This is a genomic window from Burkholderia sp. HI4860, from assembly GCF_002223045.2.
GTDB lineage: Bacteria > Pseudomonadota > Gammaproteobacteria > Burkholderiales > Burkholderiaceae > Burkholderia.
Genome location: NZ_NKFO02000002.1, coordinates 90944 through 111279 on the forward strand (window position 1 = coordinate 90944; position 20336 = coordinate 111279).

A 20336-nucleotide genomic window follows, 5' to 3' on the forward strand; every position below is an offset into this window, starting at 1 on the left:
TCCGGCGCGTGCAATGACGACGGAATGACCCGATTCACGATGCGCGAGTCAAACGCGCACAGGACGACGCGACACGCGCGACAGAACCATCGCGTGAATCTGCGCATGCCGACGCGTCAGTCGCCGTAAAACCTTGATGAATTGCCGGGGGCGGATCGAGTTGCGCGTACGGGCAGCCGCACGCATGCGCCACGTCGACATACGCGGACGACGCAGCATCCGCGTCGGGGTTGTTGCATTGCTTGTTCATGTGAGGTGCCACGATGAAGAGCATGGTCAAGGCGGCGCTCGCCGCCATATGTGTGTTGAGTGCGTCAGGTCTCGCCCGGGCGCAGGACGATGGCGCCGCGGCGGCGTCGAGCAAGCCGTCCGACTCGGCGATCAGCGCGACGTCGATGGGCAGCATGCCCAGCGGCGGATCGCAGGCAGGCGGGCCGGCCGGGCTCAGCCGCGCACAAGTCAAGGAGGAATACCTGCGGATGCAGAAGTCAGGGGATCTTCAGCGTCTCAACGAGTTGTACCAAGGCGGCCAGTAGCGGCAGAGGTCCGGCTCGGCGTGGCTGCGCGTGTATCGGGTGGGGGTAGCTGGCGCGACCCTGCAGGGCCGGCGGATAGACAGGCAGCGAGCAGAAGCGCGCCCGGCGTGCTTTCATGCCGAGCGCGACAGGCTGAACCGCGCGGATCGCATCCGTCCGTGATGCATGCACGTACGTGCCTGCCGCCGCGCGAGCGGCTGGTTTCAAGCCGGAGGCATCCCGCCTCACGCGAGCGAACGAGCCTGCCTGATCCGTTCATTGGCAAGCCGGTTCGCCCCATGTCGGCAAGCGTCAGCCCGCTTCCGCCGCCCACGCGACGGCATCGGCGCCGGCCGGAATACGCATCGGGCTCGACGGATCGGTCGCCGCGCGCCACACCGCTACGGCGACGTCCTGCGCGTGCGTAATCGGCGCGGATTCGTCGACGATGCGCGCAAAGACCGCCGCGGCAAATTCCGCATAAGCCTCATGCTCGAAGCCGTGCATGTGCGCGCGCGCGTTGTCGGCAAAACGCGTGTCGGGCGCACGCCCGGGCAGCACGAGATGCGCACGCACGCCGAACGGCGCGAGCTCGAGCGCCATCGATTCGGTGTACGCATTGACCGCCGCCTTGCTGGCGCGATAGGCGGCAAGCAGCGGCAGTACCTTCAGCGTGACGCTCGACGTGACGTTCACGACGACGCCGGCCCCACGCCGGCGCAACTGCGGCAGCACGGCTTCCGTCACCGCGATCGTGCCGATCGTGTTGGTTTCGAACAGCGCACGCACGGTGTCGATCGGCATCAGTTCGGCCGGTGCCGCCGCGCCGAAACCCGCATTGTTGACGAGCACGTCGATCGGGCCGGCGGCGTCGATCGCCGCGCGGATGCTGTCGGGGTTCGTGACATCGAGCGCCAGCACGCGCAGGTTCGGCGACGGCGGCAGCACGTCCTCGCGCGGCGTACGCATCGTCGCGACGACCTGCCAGTCGCGAGCCAGGAAATAGCGGGCGATCTCGAGGCCGAAGCCGGAGGAACAGCCGGTGATCAATACGGTCTTCATGCGAACTCACTCCTGTGACGTGTTGAGCATGTGTTCGTACGATAGATGGCCGGATCCGTATTCGCTACAATCGAAAATCCGATTTTCATTTGCGAGAGTCCGGCGATGATCGATCCGTTAGCCGAGGTCGTGACGCTGTTGCAGCCGAGCACGCGGTATTCCAAGCTCGTTCACGGCGCGAGCCCCTGGCGCATCAACCGCACGGTCGCCGGCGAGCCGTTCTATTGCGTGGTCCTGGATGGCGGGTGCCGGGTCGCGATCGACGGGCATCCGCCGATCGACCTGCTGCCCGGCGATTTCGTGTTGATTCCGGCTGCCCACGGCGTCGCGATATCCAGCTTCGAACTGCCGCCGCCCGGCGTCGAAACCGCCGCGCCGGTCGCGCTCGACAACGGCGAATACCGGATCGGCGACGCGGATCGCCCGGTCGACACGCGCATGATGGCCGGCCATTGCAGCTTCAGTTCGCCCGACGCTGCGCTGCTGGTGTCGCTGCTGCCGCAATACGTGCACGTGCGCGGCGAGCCGCGCCTGACCACGCTCGTGCAACTCGTGCGGGACGAATCGCGTGCGCAGCGGCCGGCGCGCGAACTCGTGCTGTCGCGTCTCGTGGAAGTGCTGCTGATCGAGGCATTGCGGTTCTCGGCCGGCACGGATGCGTCGCCCGGCCTCGTGCGCGGGCTGGCCGACAGCCGGCTGGCCGCCGCGCTCCGCCGGATGCATGAACGCCCCGCGCATCCGTGGACGATCGTCGAGCTGGCGAAGGAAGCCGCACTGTCGCGCTCGACCTTCTTCGAACGCTTCAGCCGCGCCGTCGGGCTCGCGCCAATGGAATACCTGCTCACCTGGCGCATGGCGCTCGCGAAGGATCTGCTCCGCCGCAACGACGGCCGCATCGCCGAGATCGCGGGGCGCGTGGGTTACAGTTCCGCGAGCACCTTCAGCGTCGCGTTCACGCGCCATGTCGGCCGGCCGCCCGCGCAATACGCACGCGACGAGCAGGCGACGGCAAACGAAGCATGATGCGCACCCGCCCCCACTGCTCCGCGACCTGCGTACACTATTCGTCACGCAACGACGACGCGCAACGCATCCGATGACGACACCCGCGAAGCCCATCGACACAACCGGCCACTGGCTCGTCGCACGGCGCGATGCGGAAACCGGCATCGAAAGCCTGCATGCGCATTTCAACGGCCATGCCTACGACGCGCACGATCACGACGACATGCTGGTCGGCTTCACCGAGCAAGGCGTACAGCAATTCCAGTGCCACCGGTCGGTGCATACGAGCGTGCCGGGCCGCGCGATCCTGATCGAGCCGGGCGCGCTGCACGACGGCCATGCGCCCGAAGCCGGCGGCTTCACCTACGGGATGCTGTACCTGCCGCAAGCGTGGGTCGAGCGCGCCGCACGACGGCTGGACCTGCCGGGCCTCGGCGGCGTCGAGGCGTCGTTCGGCCATACGCTCGTCGACGATCGCGGCCTCGTCGACGCAATCCGCCAGGCGTTTCTCGCGATCCACGGCAACGAAGGCAAGCTCGCGCGCGACCAGACGCTCGACCGCCTGCTGATCCGGCTCGGCGGCGAACTGCGCGGGCCGCTCGTGCTGGAAAGCGCCGTCGTGCCGCCCGCGATCGCACGCGTGCGCGATCTGCTGCATGAACACATGGACGGCAACATCGGGCTCGACGAACTCGCGCAGGTCGCCGGGATCGACCGGTTCCGGCTGACGCGGCTGTTCCAGCGGGCGTTCGGCACGTCGCCGCACGCGTACCTGGTGCGCTTGCGGCTGCGTGCCGCGCGCCGGCTGCTGGCGGCCGGCCGCACGCCCGCGCAGGCGGCCGCGGACGTCGGCTTCGCCGACCAGAGCCACCTTGGGCGCTGGTTCCGCCGCGCGTACCGGATCACGCCGGCCGCTTACCGGCAACTCTGCACAAACGTTCCAGACTGATCGCGCGCGGCAGCCGATCATGAGCGTCTCTACAAGGAGCACTCATGTTCGATACCAAGGTAGCGCTGATCGTGCGCGACGATCTCGCGGCGTGGCAAAAACTCAATGTCGTTGCGTTTCTCGCGACGGGCGTCGCGGCCGAAGCCCCCGAAGCGCTCGGCGAGCCGTACGAGGATGCGGCGGGACGCCGCTACGGCCGCATGCTGGGCCAGCCGATGCTGGTGTTCTCGGCCGACCTGAACGGCCTGCAGGCTGCCCACCGGCAGGCGCTGTCGCGCGAACTCACGATCGTGCCCTACGTGCATGCGATGTTTTCGACCGGGCACGACGCGGCCAACCGCGAGGTGTTTCGGGCCGGCGATGCCGAGAATCTCGACTTCGTCGGGCTGGCGCTGCATGGGCCGAAGAAGGCGGTCGACAAGGCGGTGAAGGGGTTGGCGTTGCATGCGTGATGCCACCGTCGACGCGTGTATCGCGAACGGCCTCGCGGTCGGCCTCATCGAACACGATCGCGTGTCCGGCAACCTGACGAGCCACGTCGCCGGGATCGTGCTGCCCGATCTCCCGCCGCACCTGATCACCATCCTGACGGACGACAGCAATCGCGCCGCGCTGCATCTGCGCGACGTGCTGAAAAGCACGTTCCGGATCGGATGAAGACAAGGCCGGGAACCGGCCTTGCATGAGAAAGCAAAACGGGAAGCGCCGCCGGCCCGTTGCAGGCCGGCGGCTTTCGGCATCAACCGCCGAGGTACGCCTGCTTGATGCGATCGTTCGCGAGCAGGTTCGCGCCCGTATCGGCGAGCACCACGCGCCCCGTTTCGAGCACGTAGCCGCGATCGGCCACGCCCAGCGCCTTGTTCGCGTTCTGCTCGACGAGGAACACCGTGACGCCTTCGTCGCGAATCGTGCGGATGATGTCGAAGATCTGCGCGATCACGAGCGGCGCGAGGCCGAGCGTCGGCTCGTCGAGCAGCAGCAGGCGCGGCTTGCTCATCAGCGCGCGGCCGATCGCCAGCATCTGCTGTTCGCCGCCCGACATCGTGCCGGCCCGCTGCGTCGCGCGTTCCTTCAAACGCGGAAACAGCTTGAACACGTGCTCGATGCCGTCGTCGATCTCGTGACGGCTCGCGAAGAAGCCGCCCATCTTCAGGTTCTCGAGCACCGTCAGGCTCGGGAACACGCGCCGCCCTTCCGGCGAGATCGCCATTCCCTGCCGCATGATCTGGTGCGTCGACATCGCGGTGATGTCCTTGCCCTCGAACAGCACACGGCCCGACGACGCGCGCGGCGTGCCGCACACGGTCATCATCAGCGTCGTCTTGCCGGCGCCGTTGCTGCCGATCAGCGTGACGATCTCGCCCTTGTTCACCTCGATCGACACGCCGGCGAGCGCCTCGACCGCGCCGTAGTGCGTATGGACCTGTTCCAGCTTCAGCATCACTCTTCCCCCAGATACGCCTTGATCACGCGCGGGTCGTTGCGGACCGCTTCCGGCGTGCCGATCACGATCGGCCGGCCGTGCTCCATCACGAGGATGCGGTCGGACACGCCCATCACGAGGCTCATGTCGTGTTCGATCAGCAGCACCGATACGCCGAACTCGCGGCGCAGCTTGTCGATCAGGTGCTGCAGCTCGATCTTCTCCTGCGGGTTGAGGCCGGCCGCCGGCTCGTCGAGCATCAGGAGGCGCGGCTCGGTGATCATGCAGCGCGCGATCTCCAGACGCCGCTGGTGCCCGTACGACAGCGTGCCCGCCGGCCGGTTGGCGACCGACGTCAGCCCCATCCGGTCGAGCCATACGGCCGCGCGTTCGAGCGCTTCCTTCTCGGCACGGCGATACGCGGGCGTCGAGAACAGGCCGGGCAGCAGCCCCGCCTTCACCTTGCGGTGCTGCGCGACGAGCAGGTTCTCGACGACGGTCAGCGACTTGAACAGGCGGATGTTCTGGAACGTCCGCACGAGGCCCTTCAACGCGATCTTGTGGCTCGGCAGCCCACCAATCGCGTGGCCGTCGAGCACGACGTCGCCGCCGGTCGGCTTGTAGAAGCCGCCGACGCAGTTGAACACCGTGGTCTTGCCCGCGCCGTTCGGCCCGATGATCGCGAACACCTCATCGCGACGCACGTCGAAATCGATCCCGTCCACCGCGAGCAACCCGCCGAAGCGCATCTGCAGCCCGGCGACCTTCAACAGTTCCGTATTCGCGCTCATTGGGGCAGCTCCACGTGGGGACGGCTCGCGGGCAGCAGGCCCTGCGGACGCCACATCATCATCAACACCATCACGAGACCGAAGATCAGCATCCGGTACTCGGCGAAGCCGCGCGCGACTTCCGGCAGCACGGTCAGCAGGATCGCCGCGAGAATCACGCCGAGCTGCGAGCCCATCCCGCCGAGCACGACGATCGCGAGGATCAGCGCCGATTCGATGAAGGTGAACGATTCAGGATTCACGAGGCCCTGGCGCGCCGCGAAGAACGCGCCGCCGATACCCGCGAACGCCGCACCGAGCGTGAACGCCGACAGCTTGATGCGCGTCGGGTTCAGGCCCAGCGAACGGCATGCGATCTCGTCGTCGCGCAGCGCTTCCCACGCACGGCCCATCGGCATGCGGATCAGGCGGCTCGTCACGAACAGCGTGAAGCCGACCAGCACGAGCGCGAGCAGGTACAGGAAGATCACCACGTGGTCGCCGCTGTATTCCAGCCCGATCAGTTCATGGAAAGTTTTCGCACCGTCGACGCTCGCGCTGCGCGCCATCTCGTAGCCGAACACGGTCGGCTTCGGGATGCCCGAGATGCCGTCCGGGCCGCCCGTGAGGCTGGTCAGGTTGTTCGCGAGCAGGCGGATGATTTCGCCGAAGCCGAGCGTCACGATCGCGAGATAGTCGCCGCGCAGCCGCAGCACCGGGAAGCCGAGCAGGAAGCCGAACGTCGCGGCCGCGATCGCGGCGAGCGGCAGACATTCCCAGAACGACAGCCCGAAGTACTGGTTCAGCATCGCGTACGTATAGCCGCCGACCGCGTAGAACCCGACATAGCCGAGATCCAGCAGCCCCGCGAAGCCGACCACGATGTTCAGCCCGAGGCCGAGGATCACGTAGATCAGCGCGAGCGTCGCGACGTCCACCGCGCCGCGCGAGCCGAAGAACGGCCACACGAGCCCGACCGCGAGCAGCACCCAGACGATCACGCGCTGCTGCTGCGCGCCCATCGCGGGCAGCGCCGGCAGCTTCACCGACGATTTCGCGCGCACGAGCCACGGCTTGAACAGCTGGAACAGGAACACGCCCGCGACCGCGATCCACACCGGCCGCCAGTGCGGCGTGAGTACCACCTGATAGCCTTCGAGCTTCAGTTGCAGCCCGAGCACCGGAATCGTGAGGATCGCCGTCAGGAACGCGGCGGCCACGGCATTTTTCAGCGCCTGGCCGATCGAAGCGTCGGCGGCCGGGCGGCGAACGGAAATGACTTGACTCATCTGCGTCTCCCTCAAACCTTTTCGATGTCCGACTTGCCGAGCAGGCCGGTCGGGCGGAAGAGCAGGATCAGCACGAGCAGGCCGAACGCGACGACGTCCTTGTACTCGGCCGGCATGTAGCCTGCGGCGAAGGTTTCAGCGAGGCCGAGCAGCACGCCGCCGAGCATCGCGCCCGGGATGCTGCCGATCCCGCCGAGCACCGCGGCGGTGAACGCCTTGATGCCCGCGACGAAGCCGATATATGGATTCAGCTTGCCGATCGTCAGCCCGATCAGCACGCCGCCGACGGCCGCCAGCATCGCGCCGAGCACGAACGTGAACGAGATCACGCGGTTCGTGTCGATGCCGAGCAGGTTCGCCATCTTCATGTCCTCGGCGCATGCGCGGCACGCACGGCCCATCCGCGAATGCGAGATGAACAACGTGAGCGCGATCATCAGCACGAGCGTCACGCAGACGATCATCAGTCGCGAATACGGGATGGTCACGTCGAAATCGCCGCCGAGATGGATGTCGAACGCGCCGGAGATCAGCACGGGCACGGACACGTCGCGCGCGCCCTGGCCGATCTGCACGTAGTTCTGCAGGAAGATCGACATGCCGATCGCGGAGATCAGCGGCACGAGGCGCGGGCCGCCGCGCAGCGGCCGATACGCGACGCGCTCGACCGCGAAACCGTACAGGCCGGTGACGATCACCGACACGATCAGCGCGGCGCCGAGCACGAGCGGCAGCGGATAGCCGGCGGAAATGCCGATGGCGGTGAGAGTCACGAGGCCCACGTAAGCGCCGATCATGTAGATCTCGCCGTGGGCGAAGTTGATCATGCCGATGATGCCGTAGACCATCGAATAGCCGATGGCGATCAGCGCATAGATCGCACCCAGCGTCAGGCCGTTGACCAGCTGCTGGGCGAATTGAGGAAAGAAGTCAGTCATGTGCGGGAAGCTCCCGTTGGCGTCGTGTCGCCTGCCGTCGCCGGATCACGGCGTGGCCGCGCGCAACGCACGGTGTCGTCTCGGGCCGCCCCATGGCCGCGCAATGGGCCGATGCGCGGCCAATACACACCCGCCCCGTCCGGGTCTCGGACAGGGCGGCATGCGCGGGCGGGTACTCCGTCTTACTTGGCGGCGGTCTTCGTCGCATCCTTGTGCCACGTGTACACGACGAACTTGAACGCCTTCAGGTCGCCCTGTGCGTCATACGCGACCTTGCCGATCGGCGTGTCGAACGTCGTCTTGTGCATGTACGCGGCGACCTTGGTCGGATCGGTCGTCTTCGCTCCGGCGATCGAGTCGGCGATGATCTTCACCGCGGCGTACGACGGCATCTGGAACGGACCGTTCGGGTCGCGCTTCTTGTCCGCGAACGCCTTCACGAGCGCCGCGTTGGCCGGATCGGCCGAGAAGTCGGCCGGCAGCGTGACGAGCATGCCTTCCGAAGCCGGGCCGGCGATCGCCGTCACGTCCTTGTTGCCCACGCCTTCAGGCCCCATGAACGTGGCCTTCACGCCCTGCTCGCGCGCCTGGCGCATCAGCAGGCCCATTTCCGGGTGGTAGCCGCCGAAGTAGACGAAGTCGACGCCTTGCGACTTCAGCTTCGTGATGATCGCCGAGTAGTCCGAATCGCCGGCGTTGATGCCTTCGAACAGGACGACCGGGATCTTCGCGGCTTCGAGGTCCTTCTTCACCGACGATGCGATGCCCTGGCCGTACGACTGCTTGTCGTGCAGGACCGCGACCTTCTTCGGCTTCACGTTGTTGATGATGTAGTGCGCGGCGGCCGGGCCTTGCTGGTCGTCACGGCCGATCGTGCGGAAGATGAAGTGGCGCTTCTTGCCTTCGGTCAGCTGCGGCGCGGTGGCCGACGGCGTGACCATCACGATGCCTTCGTTCTCGTAGATGTCGGAGGCCGGGATCGTCGAACCCGAGCACACGTGGCCGATCACGTACTTGATCTTCTGGCTGACGATCTTGTTGGCGACGGCGACGGCCTGCTTCGGTTCGCATGCGTCGTCCATCATCACGACTTCAAGCTTGTTGCCGCCCGCACCGCCTGCAGCGTTGACCTGCTCGATCGCGGTCAGCGCGCCGGCCTTCACCATGTCGCCGTATTGGGCGACCGAACCGCTCATCGGACCAGCGATGGCGATCTTCACGGTTTCCGCTTGCGCGGCGGCGGCGCCGGCGGCGAACAGCACGGCGGCGGAAATGGACGTAAGACGGGACAGCGTCATCTGGGAGCTCCTCGATGTTGTTTAGTCATACGGGCAAAGGCGGCATGACTTGCGCAATCGAACAGCACCCGGGGCGAGGACATGGGACACGCCCGAGACACATAGAAGACGGAACTCCGGCGGAATGTTGCGTAGCGGGGCCCGGCTCTTGCAGTCCCCGAAAGGGGACGTCTGGTTCGGAAAGACATCGTGATGCGTCTTGCATTGCGCAAGCGTTTCGCCTGCCCCGCTTGCCAAATCGCTTGTTCGGAGGGATGGTCCGACAGCCATTGGCAAGGCAGTCGAAATTATATGGGCGTTTTTAAATCGTCTGTCAAAAATGCCGGTCGACCGAGGGAAAACACGGAGGGTTTTGGGGGAGGTGGTGGCGATGGGGGCGCAACCGGTTGAGGGGTGGGAACGTTTGCCTGGGGTGCAATTGGGTTGCTATTAGGTGGGGCTGATTGGGTGCGTGCCTTGCTGCGCTTGGCTTTTGGCGGTCTCGGATTTCGTGTGATGCGTTTTCGGGCTGCTAAGGGCCTGATCATCGGCAATCAATCGACTGATGATTGATTGGGCCGGCACCAACTTGGGGCGGGAGGTCGAGGCGGTCAATCCTACTGTTTACAAACAAAACTAAACACTTGGAAGCTCGTTGTTATTTTTATGAAATAATACGAATTCGCTTCTGCAATCCAGCCAGCCTTCCTGCGAGTCGTATACCCAGCGCCTCGCAGTCGCTTCAGGGCCGCCTCGACGCCCGTCCGTCGCCCAGCCGCCAGCCAGTGATCTGCCGTTTTTTTCTCATCGCATATCACCTGCTTCGGAACGCTGATGAATCACCCTTTCTGCCTCTCTTCCGCCGCCGCGCTTGCTTGTGCGTTTTCTGTTTCTGCTGTCGATGCTTCCGGGCGCGACTCGCTGACCGATCGGTCGGTGGGTGCCAATGTGTTTCGGTCGGAGCGTAGGGCTGCGGCTCGGGATGACGGGCATGCGGCGCGTATGGGCCACGGTCGCCCGGAGTACGCCGCGCCGATGGAGCCCGGTCCGTTCAATACGCCGGATACGCGACCGCTGCGGGTGACGGGCGATGCGCTCGTGGTGCCGACGCCTTCGGTTGAACACGAGCCCGATTTTGTATTGCCGTCGAACCGAGTCGCGCTCGGCGCGGGTGGGAAGGATAGTTTTGGTCGCGCGGTGCCTGGATATGAACAGCGCGCGGAGAACTGGAATGAATACCTGCGCGCTAACGGATCGCGGCCTGCTGGTAGCGGCGGTTCGTATGCGCCGCAGCGGCCGTACGATGCGCCGCGCGGTCCGCATGGCGCGCCGAATCCGTTCGATCCTTCGGTGCCGCAACCGGAAACGCGGACGTTCTATGACAACGGCGCGGGGACGAAGTGCACGGCGACGGGCGGTGCGGGGACGTCGCGGTCGTCTTGCAATATCGGTTGGTGAGGGGCGGCAGTAAGCGGCAGCAGCAATCCCACCACACGCGCTGCGCGACATCGCGCAGCGCGGCCGCATCCTGCGGCGTTGCCTCTTACAGCTGCGTGATGATCAGCCTGCCCGACTCAATCGTGATCTGAGCCTTTCGGCCCGGAACAAATCCAGCATCGTTGACCAGCCACATTCCACCGATCTTCATATACGGATAAAACTTCTCCGGCCTGGGTTCCATCGTTTTCGGGGAACCCCACATTTCCTGGATCGTTACGAAACGTTCCGTCTTCGGCGGCCGTGCTTTATGATTCGCCTTAGCCATGGGCAACTCCTGCTTAGTTGGCTGTGGTTAGCGGGTCGTGAGTGTTGGTAGCACTTGCGGCCCGCGCTCGTTTACTGCGGCGTTTTTATGGTTTGGATTCCTCCTTTGTTGGTGGATCGATGGGAGCGATGCTTCGATTGAGGATCAGTGCGTGTGGCACTTCCGTTCGCGCGCACTGCACGCAACACGATCATCATCAGATGGACATTTCACATTAAACCATCGTTTGCGCGCATTTAAGCGCACGTTAGCCATTGGGCATAGGCACGCGGATCGGTCAGTTTTCTGGTTATTGCGCGTGTTGACGGTAATGGCGAGCATATCGACTCCTGCGCCATCTATTCGGAACACCATAGCGTCCGAACGTGACGATTTGAAACAGTTCTACGAGTTCTGACTCGACAATGTGCGCCGGGCTCGATACTTGTGTAGCCAATGCAAGATCTTTTGAGCGCGCACGTCTATGGATGCCACTTGTGCTGAGCGTGCGAATCCAGCAGCGTTACAACGCGCGGTCGATCATCTATCGAAGCTTGCACCTACGGTTTTCCTGCGAGCCGCCACACCAGAAACGATTGACTGGATACCTAAATGCCGAAAAACCACTCGATGAATTCATTGAAATTATCCCATCGAGCATTCAAGCCACCATTCGACAATTTCTCCAAATCCACACCCAACCCGATATCGAACACCTCTTTGGTTTGCGTGTTGTAGAAAAAACCTCGCCCGCCCGAAAACGAATCCATCGGCATGTATGACTCCGGCACCTTGAAAACATCGCGAGCCATCCTCATCCTACCAGCATAATCTGATTTGCTTAAAAACCAGCAAACTTGGTATATTTCACCGTTTTTCGAAATGAACGTCGGCCCATCCTCGACATGCAGATAGAACAGCGAAAAATCTGACGATATATCGAACCCAATTTTCAAAAGTGCATCACGATACGCCGGCTCGACATCATCAAACCACCAACCTTTATCTCGACAAAACGAGATAATTTTACTTGACAACATATTAATCCCGATAATGCTCGATATTTATCTCCGATCTGTTTCGCACTAGCATACTATTTCCGGTATGCCTCTAGGGATTAGCCGTGGCCATCTTCCAGACGCACTCAAAATCCTCTTGTTTGATTTCGTCATTTGGGGGAATTTCAAGCTCTTCCTTCACTCCATCAAAGAGCAAGAATCCTATCTCAGGATTCCAGTCACCGACCGACGAAGATGCATAGAGAACCCCACCCTGGGGATGGCTAATCTGACGTGTTGCGACACCGTCAATAAATTCTGTATAAATCCATCCGGAACCACATGGAAATTCCGTCATCGAGCGAAAATATTCCATTCTCATGATTAACTCAATCCATCGCACTCGCGCAACCACCATATACGAGCCGAAGCAGCGCAGAGTGTATTTGCAAGTAGATCCTATGATGCAAGCCAAGCAAATTAGTTAAATTTGAACCGGAACTGATGCCATCCTCACGGCGCTTTGCATCGGGTTACCTCCAACACCCCAAGAATACCCCCGACAACCTCATTTACATAAGTTACAATTGAATCGGCCTATACGAGAGAATTTTGTCCACAACCTCCTCAAGTGACATATCTTCGTATTCCTTTTGAAAGATATAATCCATTGCATAAGGATCGGCCACACTTTTATTCAAAATCTCCACGTCATTTTCAGCCTCCTCATCGGAGGCGTAATTTGACTCCCTCATCCGCCTAACCAAAACAATCAGTTCATCCCTATTCATCACTTAACCTCTCAATAATGGTACGAAGGATCCAGCACTTCAGCGTGATATCGAGGCGTTACGATACGCAAATTATCCATATCATAGACACCCCCACCGTGCTGAATCGGTTCTATATGATGAAGCACATACGATGTGTTCTTCCCCACTCCCTGAGTAACCGATGCCTTCGGAGCCAATCCATTTGTCATTCTCGACACGTTGGACTTCGAGAACTGACTACTCAGATCGGGATCCATTGAGACTTCCTTCCAAAATTCTGATCTGAAATGGTCAAAATCTCTAAGGAAACGCTGATCAATGGACCAACTTCCGAAGTTGCAGGCGAGATGGCTTCAAATTTTCTGGATGACGAAGCGAATCGGCGCTCAATTCAGTGAATTTGGCGCGTAAGCGAGCCTCCCCTGCTCGCATTTTTCATACGCATGACGGACTGCTCCCATGGACCGATCGCAACAGATTTCGCGCAATCACCAGATTCGCCAGAGCGAACAGGCTGAACAGTTGCGCGGTGTTCTTGGCCAAGCCCTTGTATCGGGTCTTGCGATGCTGAAACAGATTCTTGACGATATGAAACGGATGCTCAACCCGCGAACGGATCTGCGCCTTGGTTCGCTCGAGCGCGATCACCAGGTCCTTCAGCGCTCCTTCTTGCATCGCCTTGATCTTTCCCCGCCTGGCAGCGACGTGCCACTTCACGGCCTTGCCCGCCATTTCCTCGCGCTTGTCGACGCCAATGTAGCCCGCGTCGGCGAACACCTGCTCTTCATGCCCGTGCAGCAGGGCATGAGCTTGCGATACATCCGACACGTTGGCCGCCGTGCCAACCACACTGTGAATCAGGCCCGAGTCGGCGTCGACGCCAATGTGGGCTTTCATGCCAAAGTGCCATTCGTTGCCCTTCTTCGTTTGATGCATTTCCGGGTCACGGCTCTTCCCGGCATTCTTGGTCGACGGCGGCGCTTCAATGATCGTCGCGTCAACCAGCGTGCCTTCCTTCATCATCAGCCCACGCTCGCACAGCGAGATGCCAATCTCGTCGAACAACTTCCGTGTCAGTTCGTGTTCGATCAGCAGGCGCCGGAACTTCAACAGCGTGGTTGCATCAGGCACGTTCTCGATCGCCAGATCGATGCCGGCGAAGGCTCGCAGCGTGATGCTGTCATACAGCGCGTCTTCCAGTCCTTCGTCCGACAGTCCGTACCACTGTTGCACGAAGTAGATTCGCAGCATCCGCTCAAGGCCAATCGGCGGGCGACCTCGCGTGCCCTTCGGATAGTGCGGTTCGATGGCCGACAGCAAGCGCTGCCACGGAACGACCTTCTCCATCTCTTCCAGGAAGCGTTGGCGCCTCGTCACTCGCTTCTTGCCTGCAATTTCCGCTTCCGCGAAGCCGATCTGCCTCTTCATCGTCGTGGGTCCGTTCCGTGAGCTGTCTTCTAAACGTCCTCGGCTACGTCTGCGATGACCGCCGAGCCGAATAAATCAGCGTTTCCCTAGGGTTTATCTCAATATGACAATGACTTAATGTTACGCACTGAAACAACCCGCCATGGATGAGTAATGTATTTACGCTTGAATTTTTTTGCGGGATCTTTATGCCCCCGGCTGCAAAGGCCCGTCTGGCGGGGCTCTACGGCGTATGAAGGATGCCTTTTCATGGGCATTTCCGGGCTGCTCCGGCCCCTGCCGGCAACAATCCCGCGCATTGCTGCCGGATATCGGTAAATCAGGGAAAAAAGCGTAACAAGATATTCACGAATCGGTAAATCATTCAAATTCGACCGATTTTAATTATCTCCGTGCACAATCTTTTTATTGTTTCTCTGCGAGTGATGAAAGCACGGTGACGTGCGACGCACATTTTTCGCCGCGCGCAAACTCGTGACGTCTGTTACAACTTCGGGGCGACGCGCGGGCGACCGCGCCGCATCGGGGGCGGGAATTATGTTTCGGGTCGGAACGGAAAAAGGGAAACCGGTGGGTGGGCGGTGCCGGACATGCCGGACATGCCGGACGTTGCAGCGGACGCGTCAGCGCAGATCGCCGGCCAGCGACGCGGTCACGTCCGCCTCCACGCGCTGCGGCGGCATCGTGTAGGCCGGGTGATCGCACCCGATCGAGAGCGCCGCCCCGCCCCTGAGCGCCGCGCGCATCGGCGCGTCGAGCTCGAAGCGCACGAAGTGCACGGCCGACGTCTTCTCGGCGGTGTCGCGGTCGAGATCCTCGTCGGCGATCGCGTAGACGCGCGCGTGCCCGTCGACCTGCAGGTACACGCGATCCTCGACACCGATCAGCCGCGCGAGCGCCGCACGCCGTTCGGCCTCGTGCTCGTACTCGATCTGCATCGTCGCCTTCAGGTTCGTGCCGTCGGGCACGAGTGGCAGATACGCGTCCAGCTCCCCTTCGATGCCGGCCTGGTCAAAGATCTTCTCGATGTGCAGCATCTCCTGGATCTGGTAGCGGATCGTCGTCTCGTCCTCGAACAGGAAACGCAGGTGGTTGCCGAGCGCCACCGCGCGGCGGCGCTTGTACGCGACGAGCCGCGCGTGTTCGGCCTTGCGGATCTTCGCGTACGCTTCGAGCGTCAGCAGGGAGTCGCGGGTCAACGTCATGGGAGGTCCTCGTGGGTCGGCCGGCGGCGGCTCAGATGCCGTACGCGCGGCGCAGCAGCGTAAGCGGATGCGCGAGCGGCGCGGACGGCAGCCCCTTCTCGTCGATGCCCTGCACGATGTGATGACCGGCCAGCGCGCAGTCCGACGACACGACATCCGGCTGCGGCTCGGCCATCGCCTTGAACACGGGCCCGCCGATCCGCATCGCGTCCGCGTGAAATGCCTTCTTCACGCCGAACGTGCCCGCATGGCCCGAGCAGCGCTCGACGACGTTCACGCGCGTATCGGGCACGAGCGACAGCGCGTCGGCCGTCTTGCGGCCGATGTTCTGCACGCGCGCATGGCACGGCACGTGGTACGACACGGTGCCGAGGCCGGTCTTGAAATCGGTCTTCAGCAGTCCGTCGCGATGCCGCGCGATCACGTATTCGAACGGATCCCAGAATGCGTCGGCCACCGCGCGCACCGCTTCGTCGCCGGGGAACATCAGCGGCAGCTCGCTCTTGTACATCAGCACGCAGCTCGGGATCGCGCCGATCAGCGCATAGCCTTCGCGCGCGTAGCGTTCGAGCACGGGCAGGTTCACGTCCTTCTTCGCGGCCACGCCGGCGAGATTGCCCTGCTCGAGCAGCGGCATCCCGCAGCAGGCTTCGCGCGTGACGAGTTCGTACGGGATGTCGTTGTGCGCGAGGATCGCGAGCAGGTCGTGGCCGATGCCGGGCTCGTTGAAATTCACGTAGCAGGTTGCATAGATCGCCACCTTGCCGGGCGTGCGTTCGCCGTCGCGCACCGGCAAGCCGTCCGACGGCCGCGCCGTGCGCCGGAACTTGCGCGGCGCGAATTCCGGCAGCCACGCGTGGCGATCGACGCCGAGCGCCGCCTCGAGCGCATGGCGCGCGGGCTGCGTGCGGTTCACCGCGTTCACCGCCTGCGTGACGATCGGAATGCCGGCGAAGTGGCCCAGCGCGTCGGTATTCGACAGCACCTTGTCGCGCAGCGTCGCTTCGCCGCGCTGGTAGCGCGCGGCCTTGCCGCGCAGCATCAGGTGCGGAAAGTCGACGTTCCATGCATGCGGCGGCACGTACGGGCATTTCGTCATGTAACAGAGGTCGCACAGGTAGCACTGGTCGACGACCTTGCCGAACGCGGCCTTCGGCACCTCCTCGATGTCGCCCATCGGCGTGTCGTCGACCAGATCGAACAGCGTCGGAAACGCGCCGCACAACGACACGCAGCGCCGGCATCCGGCGCAGATGTCGAACACGCGCGTCATTTCCGCATCGATCGCGGCCTGGTCGTAGAACGCATCGGACTGCCAGTCGAGCGGATGCCGGGTCGGGGCTTCGAGACTGCCTTCCTTGTGGGGCATGGGGCGCTCCATCCAGCGTGGCGCGCATGCGCGCCCGCGCCGCCCGCGCGATGCGGGCAGCGATGAACGAACAGCCGGCCGCTTGCCGGTCGCACGGCCTGCCGTGCGGCCCGCGGCGGCCCGTCAGTCGACGAGACTGTCCAGCGCCTTCGTGTAGCGGTTCGCGTGGCTGCGTTCAGCCTTCGCGAGCGTCTCGAACCAGTTCGCGATTTCGTCGAAGCCTTCGTCGCGCGCGGTCTTCGCCATGCCCGGATACATGTCGGTGTATTCGTGCGTTTCGCCGGCGATCGCCGATTCGAGATTCTGCCGCGACGAACCGAACGGCAAGCCCGTTGCCGGATCGCCGACAGCCTCCAGATATTCGAGATGGCCGTGCGCATGGCCGGTTTCGCCTTCGGCGGTCGAGCGGAACAGCGCGGCGACGTCGTTCTGGCCTTCGACGTCAGCCTTCGAAGCGAAATACAGATAACGCCGGTTCGCCTGCGATTCGCCCGCGAATGCGGCTTTCAGGTTCTCTTCGGTTTTGCTGCCCTTGAGTTGAGCCATTTGCGCCTCCGTTCGAGTCGGCGCGGCCGCGTGCGGAGCCGGGTCGATCAGGTATGTGGGGAACGATGCGCTTGCCGGGGGCGCACGCATCGTGCTCTTCAATCTAGGCGCTCGCGTTCGCATCCCCAATAGGCTTTTTCAATCCGGGTGATAGTGCTTGGTGGGGCGGCGCGCCGGGGGATGTGCTCGGGTGCTCGGGTGCTCGGGTGTTCGGGTGTTCGGGTGTTCGGGTGTTCGGGTGTTCGGGTGTTCGGGTGTTCGGGTGTTCGGGTGCTCGTTGCTCGGCATTCGCGCGTGCCGCGTGCGTCACGCGTCCGTCGCACGCCTGAGCAGCAACTCGCGCTCGCGCTCGTTGCGCGTCAGTTCCGCCGCGCGGCGGAATTCGGCCTTCGCCTCGTCGGCGCGGCCCAGCTTCGCCAGCAGGTCGCCGCGCACGCTCGGCAGCCAGTGATAGCGCGCGAGTGCGGGATCGTCGCGCAGCGCGTCGACGAGTTCGAGCGCCGCGGCAGGCCCGAACGCCATCCCGACGGCCACCGCGCGATTCAGCTCGACGACGGGCGACGGCGCGACTTCGGCGAGCGCGTCATACAGCGCGACGATCTGCGCCCAGTCCGTATCCGACGCGTGCCGCGCACGCGCATGGCAGGCTGCCAGCGCGGCCTGCAGCGCATACGGCCCGCGCACGCCGCCGAGCTTCGTCGCCCGTTCGAGCGCCGCGAGGCCGCGCCGGATCAGCAGCGGATCCCAGCGGCTGCGATCCTGGTCGAGCAGCAGCACGGGCCGGCCCTGCGCGTCGGTGCGTGCATGCATGCGCGACGCCTGCAGCTCCATCAGCGCGACGAGCCCGAGCACCTCGCTCTCGTCCGGCGCCAGCCCGGCCAGGACGCGGCCGAGCCGCAACGCCTCGTCGCACAGCGCCGGGCGCGTCCAGTCGTCGCCCGAGGTCGCCGCATGACCTTCGTTGAACACGAGATAGATCACTTCGAGCACCGACGCGAGCCGCGCGGGCCGCGCGTCGGCCGCCGGCACCTCGAACGGCACGTGCGCCGCCGCAAGCGTGCGCTTGGCGCGCACGATCCGCTGCGCGATCGTCGGCTCGGGCGTCAGGAACGCGCGCGCGATCTCTCCCGTCGTCAGCCCGCCGAGCAGCCGCAACGTGAGTGCCACGCGCGCATCGGTCGACAGCACCGGATGGCACGACGTGAAGATCAGCCGCAGGAGGTCGTCGCCGATGTCGTCGTCGCTCGCGTCGGCAAGCGCCTCGGCGATATCGGGGACGACATGCGCTTCGAGCGCGTCCATCTCGTGGCCGAGCTGGTCGCGCTTCGCCGCGTGGAGCGACTCCTGCCGGACACGATCGAGTGCGCGACGCTTCACGGCCGTCATCAGCCATGCGGCCGGGTTGTCGGGCACGCCGTCGACGGGCCAGTGCTCGAGCGCCGCGACGAGCGTGTCCTGCGCCAGCTCCTCGGCCACGCCGACGTCGCGCACCACGCGCGCGGCGCGCGCGATGATCTTGGGCGCCTCGATCCGCCAGACCGCTTCGATCGCACGGTGAGTCGCCTCACGCGTCACGACGCCTGCCCCTTGGCGGACGCGTCCAGCGGCATGGCCATCAGCTCCCATGCATGACCGTCCGGGTCGTCGAACCCGTGGCCGTACATGTTCGGGTACTCGCGCGGCGCCTGCGGCGCGGACCCGCCGGCCGCCAGCGCCTTCGCGACGATCGCGTCGACCTCGGCGCGGCTGTCGCACGACAGGCACGACAGGACCTGCACCTGCGTCGCCGGATCGATGATGGTTTTGCCGGTGAACGTCTGGAAGAACGGCCGCACGAGCAGCATCGCGAAGATCGTGTCGCTGATCTTGATGCAGGCGGCCTGGTCGTTGGTATAGGCCGGTACGACTTCGTAGCCGAGCGCCTGGTAGAACGCCTTCGAGCGCGGCAGGTCGGCCACCGGCAGGTTGATGAAGACCATCTTGTGCATGTCGGGTACTCCCGGTGAGGTGGATTCAGGTCGGCAATCAATCAGGCGCTGGTACGGCCCACGTGGAGTTCGCGGAACCGCTCGACCGCATCGCTCGGCGTGAGGTCGTCGAGCTCGAACAGCGGCCGCACCTCGATCTCGCAATCCATCTCGGCGCCGAACGGCGCGGGGAACCGGCGCGTCCATTCGAGCGCTTCGTCGCGCGAACGCACCTGGATCAGCGTATAGCCGGCAATCAGTTCCTTCGTTTCGGCGAACGGGCCGTCGACCACGGTGCCCTTGCCGTCCTTGTAGCGCACGCGCCAGCCACGCGCGCTCGGCCGCAGCCCGTTCGCGTCGAGCAGCACGCCGGCCTTGGCCAGCTCCTCGTGGTAGACAGTCATGGCCTCGACCAGCCGGTTGTCCGGCAACGCGTCGGATTCGCTGACGGCGTTCGCCCGGATCATGATCATGAAGCGCATCGTTCACTCCTTGTCGTCGGTGGAAGGCAGCGCCGATTCATCGGCGCCTTATCCGGACGACGGCCGGCAGACGGCCGGATCGACATACTCCGCGACGTATCAGGGTAAATACCGAGTCTCGGCCATCACAGGAAGCACGGACCGACCGCCCGCACCTCGACCGTGCACCACTGCGCGGCCGGGCACTGGCGCGCGATTTCGATCGCTTCCTCGCGCGTGTCGACGTCGACGAGGAAGAAGCCGCCGACCATCTCCTTCGCTTCCGCGAACGGGCCGTCGAGCAGGCGCGTCTCGCCGTCGCGCACCTGCACGCGCGTCCCGCGCTCGGCGCGCTCCAGCGACTCGACGCCGCGCAGCACGCCGCGCGCCTTCAGCGTCTCGGCGAAATCGACCATCCGCGCGTACAGCGCCTGACCTTCGTCGAGTGTGCGTTCGGCGCGCTGCTCGGTCGGCTCGACTATCAACAGCATGTAAGACATGGATGACTCCTGTGGGAACGGGGCGCGGCAGCGCTCGCTGCGCGATCGGGATGCGCCGGCCGATGCAAAAGCGTAGCAGCCGTAGTGCCGCTTGCATCGTCGGCCGATCGGCAACTG

The 20336-nt window shown here is 63.9% G+C and carries 23 protein-coding genes and 1 pseudogene; 6 read left to right on the forward strand and 18 right to left on the reverse strand.

Annotation, left to right across the window (positions count from 1 at the left end; all coding sequences use genetic code 11):
- Positions 1-263 precede the first annotated feature (263 nt).
- The gene (locus tag CFB34_RS14935) at positions 264-536 is read left to right on the forward strand and encodes a hypothetical protein (protein WP_089441852.1); all 273 of its coding nucleotides are present in this window, start codon (positions 264-266) and stop codon (positions 534-536) included.
- A gap of 291 nt (positions 537-827) precedes the next feature.
- Here the strand turns inward: CFB34_RS14935 and CFB34_RS14940 are convergent, their stop codons facing one another.
- Positions 828-1577: an SDR family oxidoreductase gene (locus tag CFB34_RS14940; protein ID WP_089441851.1), complete on the reverse strand. Its 750-nt coding sequence runs from the start codon at positions 1575-1577 to the stop codon at positions 828-830.
- A 45-nt stretch (positions 1578-1622) separates the two neighbouring features.
- On the opposite strand from CFB34_RS14940, the gene CFB34_RS14945 reads away from it, so the two are divergent.
- The 4 genes and pseudogenes from CFB34_RS14945 to CFB34_RS14960 form a co-directional block, all read left to right on the forward strand.
- On the forward strand, positions 1623-2600 hold the full coding sequence (locus CFB34_RS14945) for an AraC family transcriptional regulator (RefSeq protein ID WP_089441850.1): 978 nt from the start codon (positions 1623-1625) through the stop codon (positions 2598-2600).
- Between the two features lie 73 nt (positions 2601-2673).
- On the forward strand, positions 2674-3531 hold the full coding sequence (locus CFB34_RS14950; RefSeq protein ID WP_089441849.1) for an AraC family transcriptional regulator: 858 nt from the start codon (positions 2674-2676) through the stop codon (positions 3529-3531).
- Positions 3532-3575: 44 nt separating this feature from the next.
- Complete coding sequence (locus tag CFB34_RS14955; RefSeq protein WP_089441848.1) at positions 3576-3983, forward strand: DUF2000 domain-containing protein; 408 nt, start codon at positions 3576-3578, stop codon at positions 3981-3983.
- Positions 3984-3990: 7 nt separating this feature from the next.
- Positions 3991-4188: pseudogene (locus CFB34_RS14960) on the forward strand (LysR family transcriptional regulator); the annotation flags it as partial.
- A gap of 82 nt (positions 4189-4270) precedes the next feature.
- Here CFB34_RS14960 and CFB34_RS14965 read toward each other — a convergent pair.
- The 5 genes from CFB34_RS14965 to CFB34_RS14985 all read right to left on the reverse strand — a co-directional run bounded on the left by CFB34_RS14965 (position 4271) and on the right by CFB34_RS14985 (position 9249).
- Positions 4271-4972, reverse strand: coding sequence for an ABC transporter ATP-binding protein (locus tag CFB34_RS14965; protein ID WP_039366289.1), 702 nt, complete (start codon positions 4970-4972; stop codon positions 4271-4273).
- Entirely contained in the window at positions 4972-5745 is a 774-nt protein-coding gene (livG, locus tag CFB34_RS14970; RefSeq protein ID WP_069252315.1) for a high-affinity branched-chain amino acid ABC transporter ATP-binding protein LivG, read from the reverse strand. The genes CFB34_RS14965 and livG overlap by 1 nt, the downstream gene beginning before the upstream one ends.
- Positions 5742-7013 (reverse strand): high-affinity branched-chain amino acid ABC transporter permease LivM, encoded by a 1272-nt coding sequence (locus tag CFB34_RS14975; RefSeq protein ID WP_089441847.1) that lies wholly within the window; start codon positions 7011-7013, stop codon positions 5742-5744. The genes livG and CFB34_RS14975 overlap by 4 nt, the downstream gene beginning before the upstream one ends.
- Positions 7014-7024: 11 nt before the next feature.
- The gene (gene livH / locus CFB34_RS14980) at positions 7025-7951 is read right to left on the reverse strand and encodes a high-affinity branched-chain amino acid ABC transporter permease LivH (protein ID WP_041493199.1); all 927 of its coding nucleotides are present in this window, start codon (positions 7949-7951) and stop codon (positions 7025-7027) included.
- A gap of 182 nt (positions 7952-8133) precedes the next feature.
- A complete protein-coding gene (locus tag CFB34_RS14985) occupies positions 8134-9249 on the reverse strand; it encodes a branched-chain amino acid ABC transporter substrate-binding protein (protein ID WP_089426904.1) in 1116 nt (371 codons plus the stop codon).
- A gap of 813 nt (positions 9250-10062) precedes the next feature.
- Here CFB34_RS14985 and CFB34_RS14990 point away from each other — a divergent pair.
- Positions 10063-10686 (forward strand): hypothetical protein, encoded by a 624-nt coding sequence (locus tag CFB34_RS14990; protein WP_089441846.1) that lies wholly within the window; start codon positions 10063-10065, stop codon positions 10684-10686.
- 85 nt (positions 10687-10771) lie between these two features.
- Here CFB34_RS14990 and CFB34_RS14995 read toward each other — a convergent pair whose 3' ends face one another.
- From CFB34_RS14995 to CFB34_RS15050, 12 genes are all read right to left on the reverse strand, one after another.
- On the reverse strand, positions 10772-10993 hold the full coding sequence (locus CFB34_RS14995) for a SymE family type I addiction module toxin (RefSeq protein ID WP_089441845.1): 222 nt from the start codon (positions 10991-10993) through the stop codon (positions 10772-10774).
- Between the two features lie 587 nt (positions 10994-11580).
- Positions 11581-12012 carry a hypothetical protein gene (locus tag CFB34_RS15000; RefSeq protein WP_089441844.1) on the reverse strand — a complete coding sequence of 144 codons (432 nt, stop codon included), beginning with the start codon at positions 12010-12012 and terminating at the stop codon, positions 11581-11583.
- Positions 12013-12082: 70 nt separating this feature from the next.
- Positions 12083-12352: a hypothetical protein gene (locus tag CFB34_RS15005; protein ID WP_143329491.1), complete on the reverse strand. Its 270-nt coding sequence runs from the start codon at positions 12350-12352 to the stop codon at positions 12083-12085.
- A gap of 199 nt (positions 12353-12551) precedes the next feature.
- Entirely contained in the window at positions 12552-12761 is a 210-nt protein-coding gene (locus tag CFB34_RS15010; RefSeq protein ID WP_089441843.1) for a hypothetical protein, read from the reverse strand.
- Between the two features lie 417 nt (positions 12762-13178).
- The gene (locus tag CFB34_RS15015) at positions 13179-14171 is read right to left on the reverse strand and encodes an IS5-like element ISBmu2 family transposase (protein ID WP_006412423.1); all 993 of its coding nucleotides are present in this window, start codon (positions 14169-14171) and stop codon (positions 13179-13181) included.
- 623 nt (positions 14172-14794) lie between these two features.
- Positions 14795-15376 carry a DUF3501 family protein gene (locus CFB34_RS15020; protein WP_089443030.1) on the reverse strand — a complete coding sequence of 194 codons (582 nt, stop codon included), beginning with the start codon at positions 15374-15376 and terminating at the stop codon, positions 14795-14797.
- Between the two features lie 31 nt (positions 15377-15407).
- Positions 15408-16745 (reverse strand): heterodisulfide reductase-related iron-sulfur binding cluster, encoded by a 1338-nt coding sequence (locus tag CFB34_RS15025; RefSeq protein ID WP_089443031.1) that lies wholly within the window; start codon positions 16743-16745, stop codon positions 15408-15410.
- Positions 16746-16868: 123 nt separating this feature from the next.
- Positions 16869-17291, reverse strand: a complete 423-nt coding sequence (locus CFB34_RS15030) for a rubrerythrin family protein (RefSeq protein ID WP_027791020.1) — start codon at positions 17289-17291, stop codon at positions 16869-16871.
- A 306-nt stretch (positions 17292-17597) separates the two neighbouring features.
- Positions 17598-18866 carry a DUF6596 domain-containing protein gene (locus CFB34_RS15035; protein ID WP_089443032.1) on the reverse strand — a complete coding sequence of 423 codons (1269 nt, stop codon included), beginning with the start codon at positions 18864-18866 and terminating at the stop codon, positions 17598-17600.
- A complete protein-coding gene (locus CFB34_RS15040; protein ID WP_089443033.1) occupies positions 18863-19279 on the reverse strand; it encodes a glyoxalase/bleomycin resistance/extradiol dioxygenase family protein in 417 nt (138 codons plus the stop codon). The genes CFB34_RS15035 and CFB34_RS15040 overlap by 4 nt, the downstream gene beginning before the upstream one ends.
- 41 nt (positions 19280-19320) lie before the next feature.
- On the reverse strand, positions 19321-19740 hold the full coding sequence (locus CFB34_RS15045) for a YciI family protein (protein ID WP_089443034.1): 420 nt from the start codon (positions 19738-19740) through the stop codon (positions 19321-19323).
- A gap of 125 nt (positions 19741-19865) precedes the next feature.
- Positions 19866-20219 (reverse strand): YciI family protein, encoded by a 354-nt coding sequence (locus CFB34_RS15050; protein WP_089443035.1) that lies wholly within the window; start codon positions 20217-20219, stop codon positions 19866-19868.
- Positions 20220-20336: the final 117 nt, after the last annotated feature.